We start from the raw sequence: 25,550 nt of genomic DNA, 5'->3' as shown, positions 1-25,550 counted from the left end.
GACAAGACCGCCCGGTCATACGCGGCAGGACTCTGCCTCTCCGCCGCTCTGCAATGGATTTAGCAACACGTCCTAGGAACGAGATCACTGCGATACCCGCGATCCCGAAGACCCCGCCGTCGGTGAGGGACGAGCCGTTCAGAGCGATGTCCGCGGTGATCACGCCGAGCACCACGACGTGGATCACGATCACCCAGGGTGCGCACGTCGCTGCCACCAGTCCCAGCGCGATTGCCAGCTCGAGAAGGTCGCCGGCGCTGCCGGCCAGCACCGCGCCGAGGCCGCAGATCACCATGACCATGAACGCCGCAGTCAGGGGGTGCCATGCGAAGGCTGCGATGGCGGCATAGAGCATCAGCGCAAGCAAATCTGCTCGGGCGAAGCGCCCGGTGGCGACGATGAAGCCCAGAGCGATACACACCAGGACGCTAACGACGACGATGAGCAGGATGCGGGCGATCGGATGCAGGGATCGCTGCTGCCAGAACTGTCTGGAAACGAGCATTCGGCGCAGAGACGTCCGTCCCGGGTCGGAGAGCGTCAGCTCGCCGCCGGCGCGAGGACGATCGCGCGGTTCAGGCACAGATCCCCAGCACCTTGCACAGCCAGTCGCCGAGGTCGGCATTCGCCCCACTGGCCAGGCGAACCAACGATGCGAGGCTGAACATGGTCGGGGTGTGCATGGTGACTCCTCACGGTCAAGACACGACGTCTGCCCGAGCGGGCGACAGCGTCCCGGTACATGGATGTTCCTCCACACTACGTCGCACCTCCCCAGGGCTGGAGAACCATAGCCCTGGGGCTACAGATTCGCCCTCGCAAGAGCGATAGCGTGAAGAGGTGAGTGAAGTCGTGCGCGTTCTCGTCGTGGACGATGAAGCCCTGGTGCGCCACGCCCTTCGGGCCTTCATCGCTGACGATGCACGAGTCACCCTCGTGGGAGAAGCCCAAGACGGCTCGGAGGTCGTCAAGGCATGCAAGCAGGCTCAGCCGGACGTGGTGCTGATGGACATCAAGATGCCCGAGGTCAGCGGCGTCGAAGCCACCCGTCGTGTCCTGGAGTGGAACCCGCGCTGTCGCGTGGTCGCGCTGACGACGTTCACCACCGAGTGGCGCGCCCTCGAGGTGCTTCATGCCGGTGCTTGCGGATACCTGGTGAAGAACTCCACCCCTGGGCAGATCATCGACGCCATTGTCGCCGCCCACGCCGGCGACCGCGTCGTCTCACCCGAAGTGCAAGAGCGCTTCGTGCGCGCCGCGATCGCGTCCGGCGACGGACGCTTCACCGATGGTCCCGCGCTCAGTGACCGAGAGCGGCAGATCATCGAGCTGATCGCGAGGGGCATGTCCAACTCTGAGATCGCCGACGAGCTCCACTACGCCGAGAGCACGGTGAAGGCCGACATCAGGCACATCAACCAGCTGTGGGGTGTCGAGAACCGCCTGCAGATCGTTCTCCGTGCCACCGAGCTCGGCATCATCAACCTCTGACGCGTACGTGCAGCGCGCGAGCAGTCCTCGCCCCGTTCTGGACCCCTTCTTCTGAGTCCCATTTCCCTCGCCTGACCTCGCTCCCGGGGGGCAAAACTCGCATAGTCCCTTGAGAATGCACCACCCTTCTGGAATTCATAGCCCCAGGGCTAGGAAGCCCCGCCAGCCTTGCTGAACCGCCGCGACTCGCCTCAAACTGCGGTGAAGGCACAGTGCTAGCGAACCAGAGGGATCGTCCCCCCGGTGATGGACGCACAAAGCCAGAGTCCGCAGACATAGTTTCCGCGCACGAAGGATGGTTTCACAGTGAATGGGACGAAAGACGCGGAGATGGTCCACTCAGCAAGAGGCTCCGTCAAGGACCGGGAGAACACAATGAAGGTGCTCTGGTGGAGAAGAGCGGGCGACTTCCTTGTGGGGACGCTGATCCCCTGGTCGCTTCTCTCCCAGCTCCTCGGCACCGTCTTCTTCCGCCGGTCCTGGCCGGGCGGATGGGGAGGGGCGCTGGTCGCGACCCTCGCTTTCGCCGCAATCGTCGTGATCGGCTCCGCCTTGTCGAAGGACGGCCAGACACCGTCCCAACGACTCTGTGGATTGCGCGTCCTGACTCTCGATGATCGTGTGGCTGGGCGGGGACGACAGGCGGCCCGAGCGGCCGGCCATCTCCTCGACATGCTGAGTCTCGGGGTCGGATTCCTCTGGCCGCTCTGGGACAGCCGGGCGCAGAGCTTCGCTGACAAGCTCGCGGCCACTGTCGTGGTTCGGGCTGGCACGAAAAACCACTGAGAAGGGAAATCATGAAGAGTGCAAAGATCGCCAACGTCATGCTGGCATGCGTCGTAGCTGTCGGCGTCCTGGCGGGAGCAGCACCCGCCCAGGCTGCGGACACTGAAGGTGCGGGTGTCTCAGTTCAACACCGAGGCTGAGCAGGCGCTGAAGACTCAGCTTGACGCAGCCGTGGACACCAACGGCCTCGAGGCTTCGTTCGGGGACATCAGCATCGACGCTGGTCCGGACGTCGTCGCCCTCTACGACGGAGACGCGGACGCGTACGCCGCCGACATCATGGAGGCGTTCAAGAGCGACGCTCCGACACAGGAGCCGAACCGCGTGACTCCGTTCGCGAACTACACCTCCAGTGTCTTCGCCGGTGTCCCCGCGGGCGGTGCCTGCTGGATCAAGCAGGACTTCTCCGCCACCGTGAGCAACTACAAGGTGACGTCGAAGAGCCTGCGTGGCAGCTCCTACCAGGAGGGCGTCTGCGTCTTCCAGTGGTCCCCGAACTACTCGTGGTTCGAAGGATCATTCAACGTCCTGAGCAAGGGCACGTTCCACGCCATCATCAAGGGCGGCCCCGTGAGCTTCGCGGCGACGTTCAAGGCGATCTACACCGTCAACAAGTCCTCACTGACACAGCACGTTCAGTAGTCCGATTACACCAGCGAAGGAGGCTCGGGACAATGATGCCGTCATCCGATGCAGCCGCCAACGCCACCGTACGTCGCGCGGCAGCAGCATTCGCACTGCTGTCGGCCGTGCTCGCGATCGGGGTCGCCGTCCTGGTGCTCATCAGAGCTGTGCAGCAGTTCGCTGGGGCGGCTACTTCGCCCCTCACCGAGTCGGCGTTGCGTATCCGTTGATCGTGATTCCGCTCCTAGTCGTCGCTGCCATCGCGCTCCGGCGTCCCATGAGTAGACCACGCCGGAACACCTGACCAGCCGATCACCGAACAGGAACAGCCCCCTCTTAAAGGGGGCTGTTTCCGGTGTCGGCGGGTCCCTCGGGGCATCACCGGTGCCCCGCCGACGAAGGGAACCACACCATGACCAGGTCACCCAGGCAATTCAAGGCGCTGACTTACCGCGCCTTGGCTCTCGAGGGCGAAGCAGGGTTCACTCGAGCTGTGGACGGGGCTGGGGCGCTGTAGGCGGACAGCTCTGGGCCTCACGGCCGAGCGTCGATCGGACGAACCTTAAGCCATGTGGGTACGAGGACAGCCTCGGCGATGTCGTGCGGCCCCCGGCCAGCGGATCTCGGTCGAGAACCACCAAGTCGACGCGGTCCCCGGGGTTCGATACGCCCGGCTCAGCCTCTCGTCGTCCACATATCCGCGCCGAGGGAGGCATTGTCATGCGGCGGAGGGGGCCCTCCGCTCGTAACGGAAGACGGCGGCCTCGAGGGGCTGTGCCTCTCTACCCAGTTGACGGCACCCGTGCCGTGGCGCTCACCTGAGACCGAGCGGCACCCGGTACGTGATCACTTACTCGAAGGTAGGTCGCCGAGACGGCTCGGGTATGCGGCGACATCTCCGCGACCGCGGTGACGCCGTAGGCGTCTTCGATCAGTGGTGCCGTGATGACATCCTCTGGTGCTCCTGCTGCCGTTATCCTCCCGTGCTGCAACACGGTGACTGTGTCGCAGAAGCGGGCGGGGAGGTAGAGGTCATGCAACGCGGTCACGACTGTGAGGACCTCACTGCGGAGCAGCTCGAGGAGCTCCAGCCGGTAGCGGATGTCGAGATGGTTGGTCGGCTCGTCCAGGACGACGATCTCGGGGTGCTGAGCGAGGGCTCTGGCCAATTGAGCCCGCTGCTGTTCGTCGCGATAGCCCTGCTACAGGACATCTTGCCTATCCCTGGGGCATGCGCGGGGTGCAAGAACGGTCGAGGAACCAGAAACGAAACAGTGGGCCCTGATAAAAATCACTTCTCATCAGGGCTCTCTGTCGGGATGACAGGATTTGAACCTGCGACCCCCTGACCCCCAGGTATCCCGTTCGAGACGATTCGTTGATTCTCCGGGCGCCTCTGCGCGTCAACCCACGTCATTTCATGTCGTGGGTTGCATGGATTGCATAGTTCTGGTCCCGGTTTGGTCCCGACGCTCGGTAGCCTTCCGCCTCTCAACCGGCTTACGTGGAGTTTATGGACCTGGCCCGGGGAATTCTGCAATGAGAAGGTGCGCGCACTCATCTTGCGAGTCCCGCTGCGGTGATTCTTCGAAACGTCACGCAGGCGGCGTGACGAGCACGAGTGCTGCCGGATCTACATCATCGCGGACACGCAATTCGGGTAGCTCCGACCCGTCGAGCGCGGCCGCAAGCATCCGAACCTTTGCCTGCTCAAGCGCGGATGCGAGAGACTGCGCCGAGGCGATAGCCGAGTAGAACGCGGATGCGAACACGATCGCGGATGTGTCGTCGATCGTATCGGACATCCCGATCACTGCAGGCACCGATTGCAGCATGTCCCCGGCACCCGCAAGACTCTCGCAGGCGTTCAGCACTAGCAGTCGCGGCGGTTCATCCGTAGCGCCGAGAACACGTGCAAGGAGTTCGAAGGTGACATCGGCACCGTCTTCATCTCCCGCCTCGTTCTCCATGAGGAGGCCATCCGGACCAGCGTGGCCGGAGAAGTGGACGATGTGCGGTCGGTGATCATTCAGCCCGTCTAGGAGGTCGTTGACCGTCGCGGCCGGTGCGTGGTCAACCTGCACGAGATCGCGGTACTTGGAGCCGCGCAGAGCTTGCCGCACCTGACGTACCTCCTGATCGACACGAAGCCAAGTACCGAAACGCTGCTCGGTGCCGTCTGGAGTGGTGACAGTTTCTTCCGTCGCTTCCGGGTTGGCGGTGACGTACAGCACCCGTAGCTTCTCGGGCTCAGGTGGGCGCACCTCGACGTAGCGGACCTGCATAGGAGGGGTGCCCAAGCGGGCGATCTCTTGCGCGTGTGTTCGCTCTTCTCGTCGCCGCCGTGAGTCAGCTTGCTTCTGCTTGCTTTCGGCGGAGCGACGTTCATTGTCCTCGGCGGAGCGTAGCGACTTGGTCTTTGTGGCGATCGATCTGTCAATCGTTGCGATGTCCTTTCGCGCCTTCGCGATCTTGGACTCCGCAGCCGCGACCTTCTTGTCTTCGCGCTCCGCAGCTGACAAGGAGGATCTCACCGTTGAAGCGCTCTTCGAGCGTCTAGCTTGCTCGCGTTTCTTTCGCGCGCTCTCACGAGCGGCGGTCGCGTCCTTCTCGGCCTTCGCGAGGTCGCCAGCCAGTATCGCCTTACGACTCTGGAGACGCGCAAGCTCCGAGCGGAGTGTGTCACTTCGCGTCACGGTTCTAGCTCTCGCCCCTCGCGGCGGCTCAACGCGCCTTGCTCTGTCCCTTCGTACCACTCGCGTGGGATGAGGGCGGTACCGTTACGCCAAGTCTCAATAATCGAGTCTTGGAACCATTCATCAGCGAAGTCGGCGTGGTCGAAGGCGATGATTTGCAGTTGACCGTCAAGTTGCGTGACGGCCTCAAACATCATTCGGTATAGCTTGAGAGTGTTGTCGCGGTCTGTGTCGGAGAGCTCTGCCAATTCTCCCCCAGTTTCCCTGTCACGTGGGAAGAACGCCTGGCTTGGCTGGTCGAGGACGACAAATCGAGGCACGGGGCGGTTCGTTTCGATGAAGTAGTCCTGAAGGGCCAAGTACGCAGTGAGGTGATAACCAACCCAACTCATTCCGCTGCCGATGGCCCCCGCATCCATGTAGGCGGGACCCTGGAGCGTATCGGCGACGACAGTGAGGCGGTAAGGGTCGATCCGTACGCCGTGTTCGGAGTGTTCAAGCGGGAACTGCTGCGCGAGCGCAGTCATGCGCCTGTTGACAATGTTGAGCAGAGAGTCGACGGCAGAGCGGAGCGCCTCAGGATCCAGCTCATCCGCGAGTTCCGCTGCTTGAGCTTTGAGGTTGTCGACAGTAAGTTCAAGCTCCGCGATGGTGCCGTCGCTCTCAACTGTGGTTGTATCGAGGTACTGGGCGATGCGGCCTCGAACGAAGCTCTGTTGATTCCAGGCCCGCTGTTCTGCCGCTCGAAGGTCGTCGGAGCGGGCGAGATCTTCCAATGAACTGTTAATGTCGCTGAGTTCTGCGCGCACTTCGGCGCGCTCCCGCAGGAGCTCGGCTCGGGCGTTGGTGATGCGTGGTTGGTCTCGTTGCGCAAGCTCTATTCGGCGCGCGACTCGGCCCAGGCTTTGTTCGATCGCATCGTGCGTGGCTGTTGCGGTTAGTGTTGTTTGGCAAACCGGGCATGCCGCTTCGTCATCCGCGGTGTTTGGGATGAGTCCGATCGACGCAAGTCGAACTCGGTGCTCGTTCAACTCCGCGCTGTATTCGGTACCGACCCGGGCGAACTCGTCGAGGCCGCGAAGTTTTTCATTGATGCTTCGCAACACACTGCGGAGGTTCGTCCGACGTGTGACAAGGCTCTCGGTTTGCGCGTCACTGTCAACATCGTCCGCATGGGTCGGGGGCTGCTCGTGCTCGAGGATAGCGGTCAACAGTGTGATCGCTTCTGCGACATCTCCCGGCACAGTCTCCGATGGGATCAGTCCACTACCGCGGGCGTCAGCGATGAGGCCTGCCGCACGTCCTATCCCTAGTTCCCGTGCCGCACGTGCTTCCGCGAGGCGAGCCTCTTGGCGCCGGATTTTTCGGCGGAGTTCGGTGAGCTGTTCGCGTTTGCGGAGCGCGTCGGGGTCCTGTGCACCGAGAAAATAAGGAAACGTATCCCGGATCGTCTGCTTCTGGAAGTCACGATTTTGGTGATGGAACAGAAGGTCGGGATTGGCGACTTCTCCTTGTCCTTGGAAGTTGTAGTAGAGCGAATGACGGAAGTTCGCGGCGAGAGCTCGGCGAGTTCGGCCCTCCCCTGGCACATGCAGGTTTTCCTCGATCCCTACCAGGCCGCCGAGATAGTCAACAAGATCGTCCTTGTTCGAATTCACCTCGAGATGCTCAGCCTCAGGGACATCGCTTTCGCCAATTGAAAGCATCACCTGCGATGTAGTTGCGCCATGAGCTGGTGCGGGACGCCCGACGAAGAACCGTGTATCTCCAACGTGTGCAAGCAATCCGTACCAGGCCACGGTCTCCTGAATCGGGCCGAGTGGCACCTGCGGGCTGTCGCCGCCGAGAAGGAATCGAAGGATCCCGATGATGCTGGTTTTCCCGGTCCCGGACTCTCCCGAGATGATGTTGAGCTGTCCTGGGCGGAACGTGATCTGGCGGATCTCGCCGTCGGCGTTGTACAAGATAAGCGCGTCGAGTTGCATCATGGTTTAACTCCCCAGCGGGCGAGAATGGTCGCTTCGTCAGCCTCGGATCCTCCGAGCCACCGTCCGAGGAACTCAGCAGCCTTTATGCAATCGTTCCAGTCGTCGGTAGGGAGAAGAGTGCGCGGGCGGCGAGCAATCCTTCCTGAGGTAATCGAGCCGAGTGAGCTAGTAAGCACAGCGTGTTGCAGACCGAAGCTGATGGCTGCTCCGGTGAAGCCACGAAATGCGCGAATCCGGTTAGCGAGATCCATAAGGATAAGGGGATTGCTTCGAAGCCATGCCCACATGGAGGATGCGGTTGTGGATGGCAGTACCGCGCGAGTTGGCTTATGTAGTGCGCTGGGCAGGACCAGGAAGGCGAACGTGACCGGCATTGCGGTGTCTGACTTGCTTTCGTATGCGGCGCAGGCTTTGTTGAGAAGCAGAGCACAGAATGCCGGATTGAACAGTGTCGTAGTTTCGGATTCCCCAGTAAGGGTCGATGCGGTGGCGCTCATGCCACCTCCGCCACAGCGTTCGCCTGCGCCTCAGCCAAGCGGTGTTTCAGGAGGTCAACCCAATCGGGATGCCAGCCAATCTGCAACCTATCCGCGAGGATGTGGAGCGACCCGAGCGGAACGTAGCCTGACTGAACCTCCGAACGGATCTCCGGCAGAACCCGTTCCTGAAGCCTTTGGAACGTGTTTCGAGCAAACTTGCGTTTGTCCTCGTCACTGATGGAATCATTTTCATCCGGTTCCTCCAGCGGGAGGAACACCCGCTTCCATTCCTCCATTAGCCGCCTGTCATAGGAATCAAGTTCACCTATCGCGAGTAGCTCCTCACGTTGCCACCGTGAACGCTGGAGGAAGGCACGGTTATGGTCGTATACAGCTTGTCGGATACGTTCATGGTGAAGAAGGATGAGCCGAAGCTGCTCGACAAAAACCCGGTCATCTCTATCGACCTCGTCAGACGTAGGTTCCGGCTCATTGCCATAGTCCAACGGCAAATTGTCATCTCGGAGCGACTGCGCAATCACATGCAACTGATCCTCAATCTCACTTAGATCAATCCAATCACCCTCCCCTCGAGCCACCTTGCTGAGGTGAAGCATCGTACGCCCATGCCACCAGCCACGCAGTCGATCGATGAGGGGGCGACGCCGCCTCTGCACCACAGTCTTACGCACCGTAGCAACGAGTTGATCCGTGATCTGTTCGGCTGTCGCCGTTGCATCGAGAACAACAACGCGACCTAGAAGCGAAGTTCGTTGCGAATCATCGAGCGCGAGATACTTCGTGTAGTAGTCAAGAGAAGCTAAATTTCCGGCGGCTCGAGCAACTGTATCGAGCTTCTCTCTGGCAGCCACGATATCTTCGCCGTCGCGCGAAGGACCTAACAGCGCTGCTGCCGTTCCGGTCTGGGCTGTCGCTGTCGTATAGAGGAAGCAGGCTGAACGGTCGTCGGCCGTCTCAATCCAGTTATGCAGTGTCTTCCAGAGGTCCGGGCTGGCGTCGCCGAGAGATCCCTGCCGATCGACGTGATGCTTCGTCTGCCACAATTCCTGTGGCTTTCCCTCCGCTTCAAACGTTATGTCGTCCACGGTTTCGAGTGATAGGCGGAGACTCTCTTCTGAGTCCATACGCTGGAGCGCGATGAGCAAGGCATACTCCACCTGGGCTAGATAGCCGAGCGCCGAACCAGCGGCGCCAAAGCGATTGCTGGCGACATTGCTCATGACACGATCCTATCGTCGAGCGAGCCTCGATCCCGGGTTTCGCCTATGCCGATGCCCTTCACACCATCACTGCGGCCCGGCCGCGCGACTCCGCTGAGCTGCCGAACGCCTGTTCCAGGTACCCAGCCGTCGCTGGGTTCACGGTCTCGTTGCGGCGGATGTAGTGTTCTCGCGTGATCGCGGGGTCACTGTGCCCGAGCAGCTCGGAAGCGAGTTGGAGACCCCCGATCTCATTGATTGCGGTGGCCGCGGTGCGGCGGAACCGATGCGGCGTAACGTCTGGGATGCCTGCCCGCTCCATGACGTCGCGGAGCTGCCTTCGGACGTTGTTCGACGTATGCGGAGTACCGATGCGGGTCGAGAACAGCAGAGCGTCAGGGTGAGTGAACCGGATCCGCTCCAACCTCGCCCGGACTGCGCGGAGCGTGAAGCTTGGAAGGGCTACTCGGCGCACCGAGCGGGCCGTCTTCGGATGATCCTGCCGATGCGTCGACTCTCCTTTCCTGCTGATGATGGTGCCGCAGATCCTCACTGCAGGGATCGGCGCGTCGAGATCGAGATCCCTGAGGCGGATCGCGAGCACTTCACCGATACGGGCCGAGGTGCCGAGCAGCACCTCCATGATCTGGCCGAGTTGCCCGTCGGGGCGCGGGCCGGCTGTGACTTCTCGCTGCTCCCACGTCTTGATGCCGGATCGGATTGCTGAGATCTCTTCCCAGGAGTAGATGTCCGGGGTACGAACCGGACGTCGTAGGCGCAAGACGTGATCCATCGGGTTGCGAGGCAGGATCTCGTGGCGGACCGCGAGGGCGAGGGCGAGGCGGAGGACGACGCGCGCTTGCCGGGCACGGTTGTAACTCTGTTTCGCGAGCTGCTTGAGGAAGCAGTCGCAGCGCGCGACTCCGATCTCGCGAAGCGTGACCTCCTTGAAGAACGGGAGGACGAGGGTTCGCATGTTCCGCTCGTACAGGAGCCGGGTGGTTCGGGAGAGCCGATCTTCGAGCTCCATGTCTTCCAGCCAATAGGAAACGAGCGCGGGGAACGGGCTGTCTGCGGTCATGCCGGAGAAGCCTGGTTGGAAGAGGTCTCGCTCGGCGAGCTTCTTCTTCAGGGCGCGTTCGGCTGCAGCGCGGGTGGCGGCGGTGACTTGGACGTGGCGGCTCTTGCCGTCCCAGTCGCGGTATCTCGTGCGGGCGACGTACCGCTTCTGGACGGTGCGGGAGGTCGCGATGACGCCGAAGGTACCGATCGGGGTGCGAGGTCTAGCCACGAGGTGCCACCTCCACACTCGGGACGTGGTGGCGTAGCGAGGTAGCTTTGCTGACTTTATCGAGTTGTGAAGGATGCATCCTTCAAGTCTGGAGAAGGCCCACTCGTCGCCGAGTTCCCTACTCGCTGCACGGAGGCCGAAGCGCGTCGTTCGCGGAGGCGCTCCCTGGTGAGGAGGGCGAGGCTGATCGGGCCGATCCAGAGGAACTTGAACCCGTTCCAGAGCAACAGCGCGAACAACAGGTAGAGGCTTTCGTGCCAGCCGTGCCGAACAAGGGTGATGCACATCGCTGCAGCGAAGATGTATCCGCCGCCGAGGATGAGCATTGCGAGGATGCCCCATTTCAGGCCTCGGCGGGTGCGGATCTTGTCGAGGAGGATGTTCGTGGGCATCCGGCGGCGCAGGAATCTACGGGTGCGGATGCTGTCGTCCCAGAGTCGATGGAAAAGCATCATGGCGGGGTCTCACTTTCACACGGGAGCTATATCGGTGTGGCTGGCCCTGTGTGGTGAGTGCCCGCGTGGTGGCGAGCGGTCTGCCTCGCCCGCTAACGACGGGTTCGGCGCGTGGTTCTTCCTGCCTGTTCCCGATTCTACGTCTGACCCCATCGATCCGGTAGGTGTTGCGAGCTCTTGCGCTCAGTAGTGACATCGGGAGCGAGCGGTCGGTCTGTGGACTCAACACGCCGAGAGCAGACGTGAAAAGGAAGCGGAGCGAGATCCTAATCGACAGCCCTCCCCCTGTGCGCCCATCGAGCCGTGCCTGCCGATCGGCTACTAGCGGGTATTGCAGGGCGTTGCATCTTGATGTCACAGAGGAGTGTCGCAAGGTGGCGTCGCATAACCTAGCACGAAACGACAATCGGTCGGATACTGACTGAAATGGTTGCGGGAGCCAGATGTGATTTCATGGAGCCATGACCAGCACAACGCCCGCATCAGGTGGTAAGTCGGATGCGGCAACACCTGCCGAAACTCGGGAGTACATGACCAAGCTCTCGGGACGTGGGTATGCCCAGTTCCGGCATATCCTCGTGCAGCTTCCCGAGGAGGGGCAATCTCGCGCGAGCACGCTCGCACGGATGGTGACGGGGCGTCGCCACCGGGAGCTGCTGCTGTACTTGCTGCTGGTGTCCTGCTGGAACTGGCTCGAGGAGAACCATGAGCCGCTAGCGGCTGCGACCTGGATTCGCGCGCTGACCTCGAAGGACGGCGTGACGTGGTCGCCCTCCACCCTGTCCCGATCGTGGAAGAGACTCGAAGAACTCGGGCTGATCGAAGAGCGGAAGCGTGACGACCGTCTGGTTCGCGTCGTTCCTCGACGAGAAGACGGTGCGGAGGCGTATACCGCTCCAGGCGGACGGAAGGACCGCTGGAACACCTACTTCGTTCTGCCCGATGAGTTTTGGACACAGGAGCTCTTCGCGAAGCTGTCCCTGCCTGCTCTGGCGATACTGCTCGTCGTGGCGAAAGAAACCAGCTACCAGGATGAGTGCTGGTTCACCTACAACCGCATGGACGACTGGTACGGCCTGAAAGCCAGATCAGTACAGACCGGCGTAAGTGAGCTCAGAGACCGCGGGCTCTTGATGTCAAGAGAGGAGACCGTCAAAGCTCCTCTTTCTCCCACGGGCAAGACCGTAAGGACCTACTACTCCCTGACCGGCGAGTTCAGCTATACGGCGCGGGCGGCACGGCAGAAGACCGCGCAGAAAGAAGCACAGGCGCGCGAGCGCAAGAAGGCGGCTGCGCCGAAGGTTCGAATGAAGCCCACCAAACAGCGGAAGAAGAGCAAGTAGGAGAAGGCGGCAAGGCACATGCGAAACCAGAAGGAGGTGGTACGGATGATCAGACCCAGGTTCAGCGACGCCGGGTGGAAGACAGTGCGCTCGGCGCTCGACAGTTGGCCGCGCACACTACGTCTCTCTGTCATCATGCTGGTCGCATTCGCCCCTCCTGCTGCCATCGCATGGCTCGCCGTCGACCGGCTCATGTAAGACGAGGTCGTTCAGAGCTGACGCTGCGAACTCAAGCTCGCCGGACGCATCGTCGCGGCGGGCTCATCGTCCTGTGAGGTTGTCGCAGAGAGTCGAGCTCGGACGCGTTCGTAGTCGATGCGTTGCGCGTCGTCGAGCGGCACCGTTCCGAGCGGGCTCGACGCGGTGACGCCCCACCGATCCCGGTACGCGGCCACCGCCCGCACCACGACCGCCCGAGTCTCCGGCGTGAGCCCGTCCAACCCTGCAGCCCAGGAGGGCGGGTGGGTGAGGTGCTGCTGGACGAGGGCGTCGAGGCGCTGCTCCATGAGCTGCTCGCGTTCGTCGAGCGCGCGGCGCATGTCGGGGTCGGTGATCCCGGTGGCGCGGGGCACGAGGCCGGCGATGCGGCCGGTCGCGCGGCGGGCCGAGGGCGGGTAGGTGGTGGTGATGCGGTGGAGTCGGTAGCGCAGCAGCGATCCGAGATCCTGCACATCGTCCAGGCCACCGGCGTGGATAATGCGCGGCAGGAGGTCATCGATGTGATGGCCGTCGGCTTCGAGCCTGCGCAGCTCGGTCGTGAGGATCCCGAACGCGTCCGTCTCGACGAGCTCATCGATCGTCTCTGAGGTGAGGCCACCGGTTTCGAGGAGCCGGATCCACCGTGCCTGCCCGGCGGCCTGGGCGATGGTGTCGTATTCGGCGGCGAGCTGCTCGAGCGACCCCCACATGTCTTGTTCGACGGTGATGGTGTCGTGGGCGGACAGCTCGGCGCCGGGGTGCTGGAGGATGCCGTAGAGGATGCTGCGGGCGGTGTGCTGCAGATCCTCACGGTGCTGGTGCTCTTCGAGATGATGCTGATCGGTCGCGACATACACCGTGTTGGATTCGCGGCCCCGTGTCATCGCGACGTACAGCGATTCGCGGGTCACTTCCGGGGAATGGACGATCGCGTGCGCGGTGTCGACGGTGGAGCCCTGGGCGCGGTGCGCGGTGACGGCGTACCCGAGCTCGACATGCTCGGCGACGTAGGCGGCGGGCAGCGTGATCGTGGTGCGCCACCGAGACTTCGCCCGCCGCACCCTCAAGGATCCGTCCTCGTTCGCGCGGGCGACTTCCCACCGGTCGCCGTTCTTCACCCACCCCCGCCCCAAGGTCAGGCGGCGGTCGTTGTGGCGGGTGATGATCAGGTCGCCGCGGGAGGCTTCGTTGCCGTCGTGGAGGCGCACCCCGTCGAGCGCAACATGGCCGGCGAGGATGCGGTCGGTGCGGGCGCGGGTGTTGAGCTCGGAGACCGTGTCGAGGGTTTCAGCGATCAGCACCGTCGTCTTCCCGGCCTCTTGATCGGCCCGCCAGGCTTGGTAGGCGGCTTCGAGGATCTCGTCATACCCACCCGGCACCACCCGGCCGTGCCCGATGTAGGTGTCGATGACGTCGGTATCTCCGACCCGCAGCTGCAGGGAGGCGTGTTTCTCCCAGTCGTTGCGGAAGCGGCGCACATCCACCAGCTCGGGGGCGTCGCCGCGGTCGCGGACGAGCATCCCGAACGCCCCGCCCGCGTCCACCGCGGCCAGTTGCGCCCAATCGCCTACGAGCAGCGCTTTTGCCCCGACGCTCTGGGCGTGGGTGGTGATCGCGTCGAGCGCGAACGTGCCCGCGAGCGATGCCTCGTCGATGATCACGAGCTGCCCGGCCGTGAGGTTCCAGGTTCCGTGGCGGTGCTCGTGCAACCACTTCGCGGTGTTCTCCGTACCGATCTCCAAGTCCTCGGCGAGGACGTCCGCGGCAGCGGCCGACGGGGCGAGGCCGATCACCGATCCTGCCCCGTACCGGCGCTCCCATGCGCGCCGGAGCGCACGCATCGTCGTCGTCTTCCCCGTACCTGCGGGGCCGACGAGCACGTCGAGGGCGCGGCCGGAGACCCCGATCTTCGCGATCGCCTGCTCCTGATCCGAAGACAGGGTGTGCCCGTCCCGGTTCCGCTCCCGCGCCGCGTGCTCTACCCATGCCAGCGGCACGGTTGGCGCCGTCCTCGCGTGGGAGGCGGTGAGGAGGCGGTCTTCGGCGGCGAGCACCTGCTCCGAGGAGAACACGATCCCACCCTTCGGACGAAACACGCTCGTCCCATCCAGGCGACGGAACACGGGCGGGCTTGAGGCGAGCTCGGGTGGGGTGAGGCGGAGCGAGGCGTGCTCGGCGGCGTCGACGATCCGGCGGAGGATCTGGTCGCGGTCGGTGGTGTGGGCGAAGCGGAGCCCCATCGTCTGCCGTACTGCTTCTGCGTGCAGGTTCCACCGCTTCCAGGTCGCCGACCGATCGCCCACCTGCTCCACCACGACCTGGGCGACCTGATCGAGTACGTCGAGCGGGAGGTCGTCGGCCCGTAGCAACGGCTCCCCGGCAGCCTCAGCGAGGAGTGCGGTCGCCCAGGTCGGGGCGTCTTCACCGAGCATGCGGGTGACGCGTTCCCGCCAGCCGGTGGTGAGGTCGCTCAGCGAGTGGTGCTGTTTCGGGGGTCGGGTCTCGAGGGTAGCCTGCTGCCGGAACTGCCACAGCAGCTTCCCCGACGGCTGCCGGCCGTGCTTGTCCACGTATTCGGCGACGAGGCGATCCTTGACCCGCTCGATATCGCGGGTGCGGGAGGAGAACTCGTCCATGAGTTCCTGCGGTACTCCGGCGATCTCCCACGCGGTCGACCGGCCCGTGCCGCGGTCGCGGGCCTCCCAGCCGACGCCGAGGGTCTGGGTGAGGTGGTCGGAGAGGACAGCGTTGTAGTGCTCCGAGAGCCCGGTCACCGCGGCATGCAGGGCACGGGAATCGAGGGTGCGCCACTTCCCGTCCTGGACGGCCTGGACACGGTTCGCGACGACGACGTGGGTGTGGAGCTGCGGGTCGGACGCTCGCGAATCGTAGTGATCGTAGGCGGTCGCGATCACACCCCGAACCTCGACCTGCGCGACCGCGCCGCGCGGCCCTTTTGCACCGACCCGCGTCATCGCGACATCCCGCTCGAGCACCGCGATCACGTCCTCGATCGCCGCGTGATGGGCCTGCGCGATCAGTGCCTGCGTGCCACCGTCGGCGACGGCCCACAGCGTCGAGACCGACTTCGGCACCGAGAACGTCAGATCGAACCCCGCCACCGGGGCGTTCGTCGGCTTCTGCGCCTCCTCCGCCTCGATCAGTGCCCGCTGCACCGCCCGCTCACCCGGCGCCAACGAGTTAGGGAGCAGCGCGATACGGCGTTCTGCGCGTTCGGTGGCGGTGGCGAACTTCCGGTACGGGCGCCCCAGCTGCTCACCCGTGTTGGGATCCTGCCCGTACCCCATGAGCCGTCGCAGCTGCTCCTCGCTCACCACAGTTCCCGAGGTGATGTTCCCGGTGAGACCGGGAAGGCCAGCCCCGAGCCAGGAACCCGGCGGGGTGCCTGCTTCGAGGTAGTACCTCGTCAACGCCGAAGCAGCGTCACGGTCACCGTCACCGATCACGACAGAGTTCAGCAGGTACCGGTACCCGTCACCGGCCGTCATCACCCTGATTGACAATGTCATGAGCACCCGCCCAGCAGGTTGGCTGGGAAGCTAGGAGCGGTCGATCGGGCCGTGCGATCGCGGATCGGTGGCTGTCGGCTGCGACACGGCATCCGGGTCGAGCTGGCGTTCACGCTGCTCAAGGAACCGCCGGTAGTTGCTGAGCTCTTCGGCGGCGAGCGGATCATGCTCGGGCCACGCCAACAGGGACGACTCAGTCCCCGCGTCCATCAGCGTGTTCCGCAGGCTCTGCACCTGGGCTGACGCGGGGCTGAGCAGCCCGCCGGCACGCAGAGCCTGGGCAGAGCCACGAGCCTGATTCCCACCCATCGTGACAGCCGTCGAGCCGTGCTCCTGGAACGCAGTACTGGCCGCATCGACCACCCGAGCCACAGAGTCCAGCATGCGAATGAGAGGATCCAGCACGTCGACGACCAGCTCGGGATGCTCACGCAGGACGCTCCGTCCACCATCAAGCCTCTCAGCCTGTTCAGCAATCGCGCGCGCAATGTCAGCAAGCTCAGTTGATGTGGACATCACCGGCTCCTTCCCGAAGCGGGGCCAGCGGAACGGCCGCCTCATCCGGAAGGTGCGCGCATGCTCAACCACGCGGCGTGTCCAGCACCTCCATCATCTGAAAGTCCTGCCCATCGTCCTCTCGTTCGCGATCATTCTCGCGCTGCTCCCGTTTGAGATCACCGGCATACTGGGCGTGCCGCCGTCGTCTTCGTCCGCGAGATTACCGAAGTCATCGTGTTCGGTAACGGTCTCCGTGCCGCACACGCCACACGACAATTCTCGGTGCAGCACCTACCCCGCTATCCGCCACCGCGACTGCCGAACGATTCTGAGCGCGGTTTTGGGGTGCGCTCACCATGCGACGTACGGAACAATGCACCCGCCCCATCTTTGTGTTCATGCCAGGCGCACGCAGGCGCACTGGGAGGCCGCAAGCGTGCCCTCGACGGCTTCTGTCTCCTCACCTAGCTCACGAGGCACGTGGTCACCAGTCTCCCGTTCCGCGTCGCTAGCAACATCAATGGCCTCGGTCTTCTTCTCGCGGTGCCACAGGATCGGCGCCGCGATGGCCCCAGCGACGGCGAGCGCTGCGAGGATCGACCAGGCGAGCGTGAATCCGGACGCTGTGCCGACCCATCCCGCGATCGGGTAGGTGACGAGCCAGGCGAGGTGAGACAGTGAGAACTGTGCCGCGAAGGCCGCCGGGAGCTCGCGCTTCGCGACCGAACCTCGGATGACGCGTCCGGTGGGCGTGACGATCAAGGCCATTCCGCCGCCGATGACTACCCAGATCGGTGCCGTGATCATCCAGGAGGCCGCCTGGATGGCGGTCATCGCGACGGCCGCCAGCACGCCGGCAAGCAGGACCGCGGCGCCGGTCATCATCACGACCCGCTCGGCGATCCGATCGAGTACGCGTGGCAGGAACAGGGCGACCAGCAGTGTGCCACCGCCGGAGGCTGCGAGCATCCAGGCGACGTCGGCCTGCGTGCCGCCCAGTTGATCGCGGACGTAGTTGACCGTATTGACCACCACGATCGATCCGGCTGCGGCGACCACCACGTTCAGCGCCATGACGCCGCGCAGACGAGGAGTCGCGAAGAAGACCTTCACGCCTGAGGTGACCCGGTTCCACGCACCCGCGTGCCCACTCGGTGCCGCGTTGGGGATGCGGGTCGAGAGCACCAGGAGGGCGGAGATCACGAAGCCCACCGAGGTGCCGACGAACAGCCAGTTGAACGTCATGAACGTCAGGGCGACCGCCGCGAGCACCGGACTGAGCAGGCTCTCCATCGTGTAGGCCACCTGGGAGGCGGACAGCGCCCGCGTGTAGTCGGACTCCTCGGTCACGATGTCGGGGATGACCGCCTGGAACGTCGGCGTGAATGCCGCAGAAGCCGCCTGCAGCACCCCGATGAGAACGTAGATCTGCCAGATCTCGCTTACGAACGGCAGAGCGAGCACCACGGCTGCGCGCACCACGTCGAGCAGGGTCAGGAACATCCGCCTCGGGAGCCGGTCGGCATAGGCCGCCGCCAGAGGCGCGATCACGACGTACATGACCATCTTGATCGTCAGCGCCGTCGCAAGCACCGCCCCCGCGCTCGGGCCGGCGAGCTCGTAAGCGAGCAGACCGAGGGCGACGGTCGCCAACCCCGTCCCGAACAGGGCGATGATCTGCGCGCTGAACAAGTGACGGAAGTCGCGGATCGCGAACAAACGCATGGGGTTCTCCTGACCTTCGTGGAAACTCTCCACCATCAACCATATACCCCCTAGGGGTATTCCCGTCAGTCTGCGCATGGCGGAGCACGGAGCTGCTCGGCGGGATACGGAGCCAGTCGGCCTCGGCCGTGCCGATCACTCCCGCCGTCGGCGGATGCACACCCGGGCCCGGTAAACTCCGGTGTATGGCGATGACGGCGGCAACGCGATCCAGGAAGGGCCTTCAGGGCCTCCGGCGCGTCGTGCTCGGAGGGCTGCTGGCGGCAGCGGTTGTCCTCGGCCTGCTGGCCATGCACACGCTGAACATGCACGGCACCGCGGCCGCCCACGCGCCCGCGGCGATCTCGGTCTCCGCCAGCGACGCCGTGGGCGCTCATCACGCCACGGCGGGCGCCCATGAGTCCAGCGGCACTGCCAGTGATGTCGGTGGTACGTGTGCGGACTGCGGGGGTGGCGACCATCTGGGCATGGCGATGGCATGCGTGCTCGCATTACTGCTCGTCCTTCTCATCCTGGTGCCGCCTCGGCTTCTGCCTGGATGGATGCACACCGCACCCCGGCCGCCCCTCGTGGCGCGTTTCATCGACCGGCTGTTGCCTCGGGCGCCGTCGCTGCACGTTCTCTGTATCAGTCGCACGTGATGGAGCGGTGAACCCGGCGCACACCAGCGCCGACGGTTCCCCTCTCTCATTCACGCGGTGCCCGCCCGGGTGCCGCGCCACTGAAGCGACTGTTGATATTGGAGAACACTCATGAAGTTTCGCACCGCGGCGACCGCCGCACTCGCCCTCACCGCCGCGCTGGTCCTGGCCGGATGCTCGGCCGGAAGCGAAGACGAGGACTCGATGCCGGGCATGGACCACGGCTCGTCCGAGCAGGCAGCCGACGCCAACGACGCGGACGTGATGTTCGCCTCGATGATGATCGTGCACCACGAGCAGGCCATCGAGATGAGCGACATCGTCCTCGCCAAGCAGGATGTCAACCCCGAGGTGGTCGAACTGGCCGAAGCGATCAAGGCCGCCCAGGGGCCCGAGATCGAACAGCTCCAGGGGTGGCTGGACGACTGGGGCGTCGACCCCGAGGAGCAGCAGATGGACGGGATGGACCACAGCGACGGCATGATGACTGAGGACGACATGGCCGCCCTCGAATCGGCCGACGGACCCGAGGCCTCGCGACTGTTCCTGGAGCAGATGATCGTCCATCACGAGGGAGCGGTCGAGATGGCCCAGACGCAGGTCGATGACGGCAGCAACCCCGACGCCATCGAGCTCGCGCAGACCATCATCGACGCGCAGACCACCGAGATCCAGCAGATGCAGGACCTCCTGGCCACCCTCTGATCGACCGTCAGGGTCGGTGCCGCGGCGAGAGCGCCCGGCACCGACCCTTCCGACACTCTTGAAGGATCGCACCATGCCCCACCCCGCCGCGCCTCACCGGCGAAAACTGATCGTCGCCGCCGCCGCGACGCTCGCCGCCGCCCTCGTCCTCACCGGATGCGCCACTGCACCCTCGCACGAACCCGCGTCGCCCTCGACCAACAGTCAGGCCGTCGACACCGGCTTCCTGGCGGACCACGACCTTGACGGCCTGGACGCCGCACAGGTCATCGAACGGCTCGACACGATGCCCGTCGCCGACCGACCCACTGATCTGATCGCATCCGTGCAGCCGGATGCGCTCGTGCTCACCGACGACCAGAAGCGCGAGACACGTCTGCCGATGCCCGAAGACGAGGTGTACATCTCGGTCGCCCCCTACCGGGAACAGACCCACGACTGCTACTTCCACAGCCTGACCACCTGCCTCGGCGAACTCGCCAACACCGAAGTCCAGGTTACCCTCACCGGCGAAGACGGAGACGTGCTCCTCGACGAGGTGCGGCAAACCTACGACAACGGGTTCGTCGGCATCTGGGTGCCTCGCGACATCAAAGCAACTCTCAGTGTCGAACACGAAGGGCAGGTGGGAACCACGACCATCTCTACGATGAACGAAGACGACCCGACCTGTATCACCGCGGTGCAACTGACCTGATCGCACAGCATCCATGCTGCTATTTCGCACGCATAAAACGATGCCTCGGTCGGCCATTCCATGCCGCGAGCGACAGGGAAGGCCGACCGAGGCGGTGGCATCGAATCGGTTGCCGTTGAGTATTGTGCCCGGCAACCACTGACGAGCTCAGCTTGGAAGGGCTGCAGCCCGTTGTGCGTAGCGTGCCTGGGCCACAGAATCCGACGGAATTACGAGAGTCGGAAGCGTGGCGTGATGGAGCACGTTCGCTGAGGTGCTCCCAAGCACAGTGGCCTTGAGACCGCGGTGCCCTCGAGAACCGATCACGATGAGCTCGACGTTCAGCCGATCGGCGGCATCGAGGATCGCTTCGGAGGCGGTAGCAACCGTTGAGGATACGAGCGACTCGGCCTTGAGGCCCTTCGACTGAGCCAGTTCCGCCCCTTCGGCGGCGATCTTTTCGGAGGCGTCGAGTGCGGCCCTGTCGAGTGCGTCGAGCTTCTCCAGTGCCGGATGACCCTGGAGGTGCGCAGCGAATCCTTCCATGGGCTGCCGTGCGTAGAACACGACGGCTTCCGTGCCCGGGAAAAGAGAGGAGGCGGATTCGATGGCGTACTTCGCGTTGGGTGAGCCATCGTAGGCGATCAGCAATCTCGGTACAGACATGGTGCTCTTCTTTCGTTCAGTAGTTGGATGTGACGCGATGCAGCGTTACGAGACTGGCAGTGCGCGAGTAGGTCGCTTGGTGCGGAAGAACATCGGGACGAGGATCGCACCGGCGAGGGCAATGATCCCGGCCGCAACGAACGCCGCCGAGTACCCCTGAGTGAGCGCTTCGGTGTCACCGAGCTGTCCCGCGCCGAAGCCTGCAGCGACGGCAGACACGACGGCGAGACCGATCGCGGACCCGACCTGGTAGCTGGTATTCACGATGCCCGAGGCGAGACCGCCTTCCTCGGGCGGGGCTGCAGAGATGGCAACTTGCAGCGAGGGGATGAAGGCAAGTGCCTGCCCGAAGGCCACGATGAGCGAGGGTCCGAATGCGTCGACCCAGTAATTGCCGTCGGGTCGAATGAAAGCCATCCACCCGAGGCCCACCGCGAGGATGACGAGGCCGAGCACGATGGGGACCTTCGGTCCGACTGCCGCGATGATCCGAGGAGCGAGCACGATCATGCCGAGCATGATCAAAATCGTCATCGGAAGAAGAGCTGCTCCTGCGGGGAACGCGGAGAAGCCGAGAACCTGCTGCAGGTACAGGTTCAAGAAGAACCACATGGGCACCCACGCCCCGCCGAGCAGCACCTGCGCAAGGTTTGCGGCGCCCAGGTTGGGAGAACGGAAGATCGACAGCCGCATCAGAGGCTCGCGCTTGACGCGCTGGATGATGACGAACAACACAAGGAGGGTGACGCCGAGTCCGATCGCGATCCACGTCTCTGGCGACGCCCACCCGGCGACTTCAGCGCGCACGATTCCGTAGACCAGCGCCGCGAGGCCCACAGTTACCGTGAGCGCACCGATTACGTCAACCGACCCGCGCGCGCCGAGCTTACCGCCAGGCAGCGCCTTCCACATGACCAGCAGCACGAGCACCGCGATAGGCACATTAATGAGGAACACCCACGGCCAGGAGGCGAACTCAGTGATCACACCGCCGAGGAAGACACCGGCGGTGCCGCCGGCAGGAGCGGCCGCCCCGTAGAATGCCATCGCCTTCGTGAGCTCCTTCGGGTTTGCACCGAACAGCATCATCAACAGCGTGAGCGCGGCCGGCGCGATGAGCGCAGACCCCGCCCCTTGGAGCACCCGGCCGAGCAGCTCGACCGGCACGTTACCCGCGAGGCCTGCAACGAGAGACCCGATCGCGAGGATCACCCAGCCGGTCGCGAACATCCTGCGCGGCCCGAACAGATCGGACAGGCGCCCGCCGAGGAGCAGGAGTCCGCCGAGCGCGATCACGTAGGCGTTGAACACCCAGGAGAGATCGTGCGGGGTGAAGCCGAGATCGACTTGCATACGGGGCAGGGCGACTCCGATGATCGAGGCGTCCATGATGACCATGAACTGGGCCAGCGCGATGAGGAAGAGGCCCCACCACCGGGCGCTGCTTGTTGGAGGGGACGAGGACATATTTGGGCTCCATTCGAGTTGGGGGGCAAAAGGTCGTATGACGCCTTCAATATATACCCTAGGGGGGTAGGGTAACAACACGGCGATGCCGGTGCGCTCAGTTGCATGAACCTGCGCGAGGTTCACTCCCGGGGATTACCCGAGTCCGACCGGTCCCCCGCACGTCTGCAGCGCTCAGTTCTCCGTCATGAGCGGCGTCGATGCAGGCGCGGCCTGCCCACGCCGCGGAGCGACAGCTTGCAGCGACGTTGCTAGGGCGGCAAACAAGGTTAGTGAGGCAACTTGATTGACGCGATGCGTCGCGCCCGGGAGGTCGCGGCGGTCATGCGCTCGCAGCCGTCCGCCACGGTTCGCATTCGACGGCTAGTCTCGGCTGCCCTCGCCGCCTCAGTCAACGGCCCACCCGCTGCATGTCACGCGTTGGATTCTGAGCGCCATCCTGCGTGGTGAAGCCGTTCAAATCCTTCGAGAAGGATGTCGAGCGCAAATACGAACTCGGCCTCCTCGTCGCAGTCTGCGCCCGCATGTGACCCTGTGGAGGCCATGCGGACGATGGCCGGGTACGCCTCGGCGTACGCCGCGAGGGCCGCTGCCCGCTTCGAGACATCGGCGGGCAGTGAGGGCGTGGGCATGACATCCCGAGTGAAGCCCCACATACGCGTGCTGAGCGCATGCATAGCGTGGTGCACGAGGTCCGCGGAGAGGCCCCCGCGAAACATGGCGCCCATCAGCGCATCCATATGAGAGAGCACAGCATCGCCCGCCATCCTCCGAGTCTCAATCGCCGTGCGCACCCACGCGTGGCGCGCCGTCGCTGCTCGCGCCGCGAGGATGCGTGCTCGGAGCTCGCGCCGCCAGTCGTCATCCTGGATCGGGACGTCGAACCCCGCGACGATCCGCTCGACCATCACGTCGATCAGTTCCTCGCGATTCGCCACGTGCTTGTAGAGCGCCATCGGGGTCACGCCGAGAGCTTGCCCCAGACGCCGCATGCTCAGCCCGCCCAGGCCGACCTCGTCTGCCAGCGCGATGGCGGCAGTTAGCACGGTGTCGCGGTCGAGAGGAGGCCTGACGCTTGACACATATACAGCGTATACCTAAGCTGGCCACTGCCGGTATGCGCCGTAGACCAGGAGGGGCCTTCCATGAGGCACCAGAATCGCGTCTACGCGCGCAGCGCAGGCATCGTCTACCTCGTCACGCACGTGACCTCTGTGACTGCCGTGGCCGCGTACGCAGCTTCGTCCGTGGCGTTGGGGGTGGCGCTCGAGTTCATCCTCGCGCTCGGCTGCCTGCTCACGGGCCTGCTGCTCCTCCCGCTGCTGCGCCCCGCCGGCGAGGTGCGAGCATTCACGTTCGCGTTTCTCCGCACGCTCGAGGCTGCCGTTATCGCGGCCGGAACACTCCCGATGCTCGCGTTCCTATGGACCGATGCCGCGGGTACGGTGGCGGGTGAATCGCTTGAGGCGCTGCACACCGCCGCGTTCCTCGTCGGCCAGTGTCTGGTGATCAGTGTCAACACGATCGTCCTGGGGCGGTTGCTCCTGGAGTCGGGCCTCGTTCCCCGTGCTCTCGCCGTCCTGGGCCTGATGGGCGGCGTCTTGGTGCTGGGCAGCAACGCGGCGCAGCTGTTCGGGCTCGTGCCCCTGAACGGCGCGGTCGCGGGCGCGTGCGCCGTACCCCTCTTCGCCTTCGAGCTCTGGTTCGCGTTCCACTTGATCATTGCGGGGCTCCGGCCACGCACCGACCCGAGCACGGCAGTAGTCCCGGACGCCATCCGGCCACGTGACGAATCCACCACTCATCGGAGAGCGCGACTTCGCGCCTCCACCTAGCCCCCGCCAACAGAGCGCCGGCGATGGTCGGCGCCCTGAACGATCGCTGTCAGTCGCGGATTGAGCCGATTTTTACAACTGCTCAACTGCCTTTGCCCTCGGCCGGTCCCGTTCACGAACCAAGTGCCACGTGGGGTTCCCGCTCGGTGTTATCGATCCGGCATGCTTGATGCGTGCCGACTACCTCATTAGTCGACCCCCGTGCGGACAAGCGACTGTGATACGCGCAGGTACCGACCGAGGCTTTGGGCCCAGTGGAGGTGCCTACGGGATTCGAACCCGTGTGAACGGCTTTGCAGGCCGCTGCCTATCCTCTCGGCCAAGGCACCAGGAGTTCAGTCGCCGGCGGTGAGTCCGGCGACAAGGTTGAAGGCTCCGGTGAGGACGTTCAGTGCCACCACGCCGACGACGTCGGCGATCTCTCGGTCGCTGTACCCGAAGCCGCGCAGTTCCTCCACCTGAGCGTCGGTGATGGACGCGGGCTCCCGGTAAACCCGTATGCCCAATTGGATCATGGCTGCGATGGAGGGATCGTGCGAGGTGCTTTGCTGCGCCCGGGAGATCTCGTTCTCCGAAAGCCCCAGGGAGCGGGCGGCGTCGATATGAGAACGCAGGCACATACCGCAGCCCTGTTGCGTCTGCACGGCGATCGAGACGAGCTCGCTGACTCTGCGGTCGAGCTTCGCCCTGCGCATCGCCTTGCTCAACTGCAGGTAGCCGCCGAGCACGGCGGGCGAGTGAGCCATGGTCGCCACCATGTCACCGACGGTGCCATGTCGCTCGACGAGCTCGCCCAGGAGATCACGGGAGGCCCCCACAGCAGAGGCCGGGGTGAGTTGGGAGAATCGCGGCATGATGCTCTCCTTCATCGGGTCGAGGCTGGTGGAACGTTGCGAGCGACGGCTCCAGGAGGAGGATTGCGTCTCAGGAGCGCACCAGGCGGTTGATCGCGTCAGTGGCTTCCTGGATCTTCGCCTTGCCTGCATCGTCACTGAGCTTGGCGGCGTCGAGCACGCAGTGTTTGAGGTGATCGTCGAGCAGCCCGGTGGCGACGCCTTGGAGGGCGCGAGTGAGCGCACTCACTTGGGTGAGGATGTCGATGCAGTACTTCTCCTCGTCGATCATCTTCGCTATCCCGCGTGCTTGCCCTTCGATGCGCTTCATGCGCTGCAAGTACTGAGTCTTGTCGTCGATGTAGCCGTGATGACCGGCGGCGACGTCATTCTCCGATGTCAT

The 25,550-nt window shown here is 64.2% G+C and carries 23 protein-coding genes, 1 tRNA gene and 1 pseudogene; 8 read left to right on the top strand and 17 right to left on the bottom strand.

What is annotated here, in order from left to right; genetic code table 11:
* A pseudogene (locus ACWXWW_RS16360) lies at nt 1-583 on the bottom strand (hypothetical protein); the annotation flags it as partial.
* Nucleotides 584-840: 257 nt separating this feature from the next.
* Here ACWXWW_RS16360 and ACWXWW_RS16355 point away from each other — a divergent pair.
* From ACWXWW_RS16355 to ACWXWW_RS16345, 3 genes are all read left to right on the top strand, one after another.
* Complete coding sequence (locus ACWXWW_RS16355) at nt 841-1,491, top strand: response regulator transcription factor (protein ID WP_324011869.1); 651 nt, start codon at nt 841-843, stop codon at nt 1,489-1,491.
* Nucleotides 1,492-1,866: 375 nt separating this feature from the next.
* A complete protein-coding gene (locus tag ACWXWW_RS16350) occupies nt 1,867-2,277 on the top strand; it encodes an RDD family protein (protein WP_324011870.1) in 411 nt (136 codons plus the stop codon).
* Between the two features lie 114 nt (nt 2,278-2,391).
* A complete protein-coding gene (locus ACWXWW_RS16345; protein ID WP_455970907.1) occupies nt 2,392-2,919 on the top strand; it encodes a hypothetical protein in 528 nt (175 codons plus the stop codon).
* Nucleotides 2,920-3,683: 764 nt separating this feature from the next.
* Here ACWXWW_RS16345 and ACWXWW_RS16340 read toward each other — a convergent pair.
* From ACWXWW_RS16340 to ACWXWW_RS16310, 7 genes are all read right to left on the bottom strand, one after another.
* Nucleotides 3,684-4,070 carry a hypothetical protein gene (locus tag ACWXWW_RS16340; protein WP_455970906.1) on the bottom strand — a complete coding sequence of 129 codons (387 nt, stop codon included), beginning with the start codon at nt 4,068-4,070 and terminating at the stop codon, nt 3,684-3,686.
* 426 nt (nt 4,071-4,496) lie between these two features.
* Nucleotides 4,497-5,423: a CHAT domain-containing protein gene (locus tag ACWXWW_RS16335; RefSeq protein ID WP_455970904.1), complete on the bottom strand. Its 927-nt coding sequence runs from the start codon at nt 5,421-5,423 to the stop codon at nt 4,497-4,499.
* 170 nt (nt 5,424-5,593) lie between these two features.
* A complete protein-coding gene (locus ACWXWW_RS16330) occupies nt 5,594-7,585 on the bottom strand; it encodes a DUF3732 domain-containing protein (RefSeq protein WP_455970902.1) in 1,992 nt (663 codons plus the stop codon).
* A complete protein-coding gene (locus tag ACWXWW_RS16325; protein ID WP_455970900.1) occupies nt 7,582-8,082 on the bottom strand; it encodes a three component ABC system middle component in 501 nt (166 codons plus the stop codon). The genes ACWXWW_RS16330 and ACWXWW_RS16325 overlap by 4 nt, the downstream gene beginning before the upstream one ends.
* Entirely contained in the window at nt 8,079-9,305 is a 1,227-nt protein-coding gene (locus ACWXWW_RS16320; protein WP_455970898.1) for an ABC-three component system protein, read from the bottom strand. The genes ACWXWW_RS16325 and ACWXWW_RS16320 overlap by 4 nt, the downstream gene beginning before the upstream one ends.
* Nucleotides 9,306-9,363: 58 nt before the next feature.
* Nucleotides 9,364-10,575 carry a tyrosine-type recombinase/integrase gene (locus ACWXWW_RS16315; protein ID WP_455970896.1) on the bottom strand — a complete coding sequence of 404 codons (1,212 nt, stop codon included), beginning with the start codon at nt 10,573-10,575 and terminating at the stop codon, nt 9,364-9,366.
* A 56-nt stretch (nt 10,576-10,631) separates the two neighbouring features.
* Nucleotides 10,632-10,967 (bottom strand): sulfate permease, encoded by a 336-nt coding sequence (locus ACWXWW_RS16310; protein ID WP_455970894.1) that lies wholly within the window; start codon nt 10,965-10,967, stop codon nt 10,632-10,634.
* Between the two features lie 524 nt (nt 10,968-11,491).
* Here ACWXWW_RS16310 and ACWXWW_RS16305 point away from each other — a divergent pair.
* Nucleotides 11,492-12,373 carry a hypothetical protein gene (locus tag ACWXWW_RS16305; protein WP_455970892.1) on the top strand — a complete coding sequence of 294 codons (882 nt, stop codon included), beginning with the start codon at nt 11,492-11,494 and terminating at the stop codon, nt 12,371-12,373.
* Nucleotides 12,374-12,582: 209 nt separating this feature from the next.
* On the opposite strand, the gene mobF is transcribed toward ACWXWW_RS16305, so the two are convergent.
* The 3 genes from mobF to ACWXWW_RS16290 all read right to left on the bottom strand — a co-directional run bounded on the left by mobF (nt 12,583) and on the right by ACWXWW_RS16290 (nt 18,360).
* The gene (gene mobF, locus ACWXWW_RS16300; protein ID WP_455970890.1) at nt 12,583-16,101 is read right to left on the bottom strand and encodes a MobF family relaxase; all 3,519 of its coding nucleotides are present in this window, start codon (nt 16,099-16,101) and stop codon (nt 12,583-12,585) included.
* A 30-nt stretch (nt 16,102-16,131) separates the two neighbouring features.
* Nucleotides 16,132-16,617, bottom strand: a complete 486-nt coding sequence (locus ACWXWW_RS16295; protein WP_455970888.1) for a hypothetical protein — start codon at nt 16,615-16,617, stop codon at nt 16,132-16,134.
* Nucleotides 16,618-16,995: 378 nt separating this feature from the next.
* A complete protein-coding gene (locus tag ACWXWW_RS16290; protein WP_455970886.1) occupies nt 16,996-18,360 on the bottom strand; it encodes an MFS transporter in 1,365 nt (454 codons plus the stop codon).
* 149 nt (nt 18,361-18,509) lie between these two features.
* On the opposite strand from ACWXWW_RS16290, the gene ACWXWW_RS16285 reads away from it, so the two are divergent.
* The 3 genes from ACWXWW_RS16285 (at nt 18,510) to ACWXWW_RS16275 (ending at nt 20,367) form a co-directional block, all read left to right on the top strand.
* The gene (locus ACWXWW_RS16285) at nt 18,510-18,965 is read left to right on the top strand and encodes a DUF6153 family protein (RefSeq protein ID WP_455970884.1); all 456 of its coding nucleotides are present in this window, start codon (nt 18,510-18,512) and stop codon (nt 18,963-18,965) included.
* Nucleotides 18,966-19,076: 111 nt separating this feature from the next.
* On the top strand, nt 19,077-19,670 hold the full coding sequence (locus tag ACWXWW_RS16280) for a DUF305 domain-containing protein (protein ID WP_054683601.1): 594 nt from the start codon (nt 19,077-19,079) through the stop codon (nt 19,668-19,670).
* A 73-nt stretch (nt 19,671-19,743) separates the two neighbouring features.
* Nucleotides 19,744-20,367, top strand: coding sequence for a CueP family metal-binding protein (locus tag ACWXWW_RS16275; protein ID WP_455970882.1), 624 nt, complete (start codon nt 19,744-19,746; stop codon nt 20,365-20,367).
* A 147-nt stretch (nt 20,368-20,514) separates the two neighbouring features.
* On the opposite strand, the gene ACWXWW_RS16270 is transcribed toward ACWXWW_RS16275, so the two are convergent.
* From ACWXWW_RS16270 to ACWXWW_RS16260, 3 genes are all read right to left on the bottom strand, one after another.
* A complete protein-coding gene (locus tag ACWXWW_RS16270) occupies nt 20,515-21,012 on the bottom strand; it encodes a universal stress protein (protein ID WP_455970880.1) in 498 nt (165 codons plus the stop codon).
* Nucleotides 21,013-21,057: 45 nt separating this feature from the next.
* Nucleotides 21,058-22,479 carry an MFS transporter gene (locus ACWXWW_RS16265; protein WP_054683615.1) on the bottom strand — a complete coding sequence of 474 codons (1,422 nt, stop codon included), beginning with the start codon at nt 22,477-22,479 and terminating at the stop codon, nt 21,058-21,060.
* 413 nt (nt 22,480-22,892) lie between these two features.
* Complete coding sequence (locus ACWXWW_RS16260; protein ID WP_455970909.1) at nt 22,893-23,525, bottom strand: TetR/AcrR family transcriptional regulator C-terminal domain-containing protein; 633 nt, start codon at nt 23,523-23,525, stop codon at nt 22,893-22,895.
* 99 nt (nt 23,526-23,624) lie between these two features.
* On the opposite strand from ACWXWW_RS16260, the gene ACWXWW_RS16255 reads away from it, so the two are divergent.
* Nucleotides 23,625-24,314 (top strand): DUF4386 domain-containing protein, encoded by a 690-nt coding sequence (locus tag ACWXWW_RS16255; RefSeq protein ID WP_455970878.1) that lies wholly within the window; start codon nt 23,625-23,627, stop codon nt 24,312-24,314.
* Between the two features lie 255 nt (nt 24,315-24,569).
* On the opposite strand, the gene ACWXWW_RS16250 is transcribed toward ACWXWW_RS16255, so the two are convergent.
* The 3 genes from ACWXWW_RS16250 to ACWXWW_RS16240 all read right to left on the bottom strand — a co-directional run bounded on the left by ACWXWW_RS16250 (nt 24,570) and on the right by ACWXWW_RS16240 (nt 25,550).
* Nucleotides 24,570-24,643, bottom strand: a tRNA-Cys gene (locus ACWXWW_RS16250).
* A gap of 6 nt (nt 24,644-24,649) precedes the next feature.
* Nucleotides 24,650-25,183 (bottom strand): carboxymuconolactone decarboxylase family protein, encoded by a 534-nt coding sequence (locus ACWXWW_RS16245; protein ID WP_231637084.1) that lies wholly within the window; start codon nt 25,181-25,183, stop codon nt 24,650-24,652.
* A gap of 55 nt (nt 25,184-25,238) precedes the next feature.
* Nucleotides 25,239-25,550 carry a metal-sensitive transcriptional regulator gene (locus ACWXWW_RS16240; RefSeq protein ID WP_054683621.1) on the bottom strand — a complete coding sequence of 104 codons (312 nt, stop codon included), beginning with the start codon at nt 25,548-25,550 and terminating at the stop codon, nt 25,239-25,241.

Source organism: Microbacterium sp. KNMS (assembly GCF_053851835.1).
This window is presented reverse-complemented; position numbering and strand designations above follow the sequence as displayed.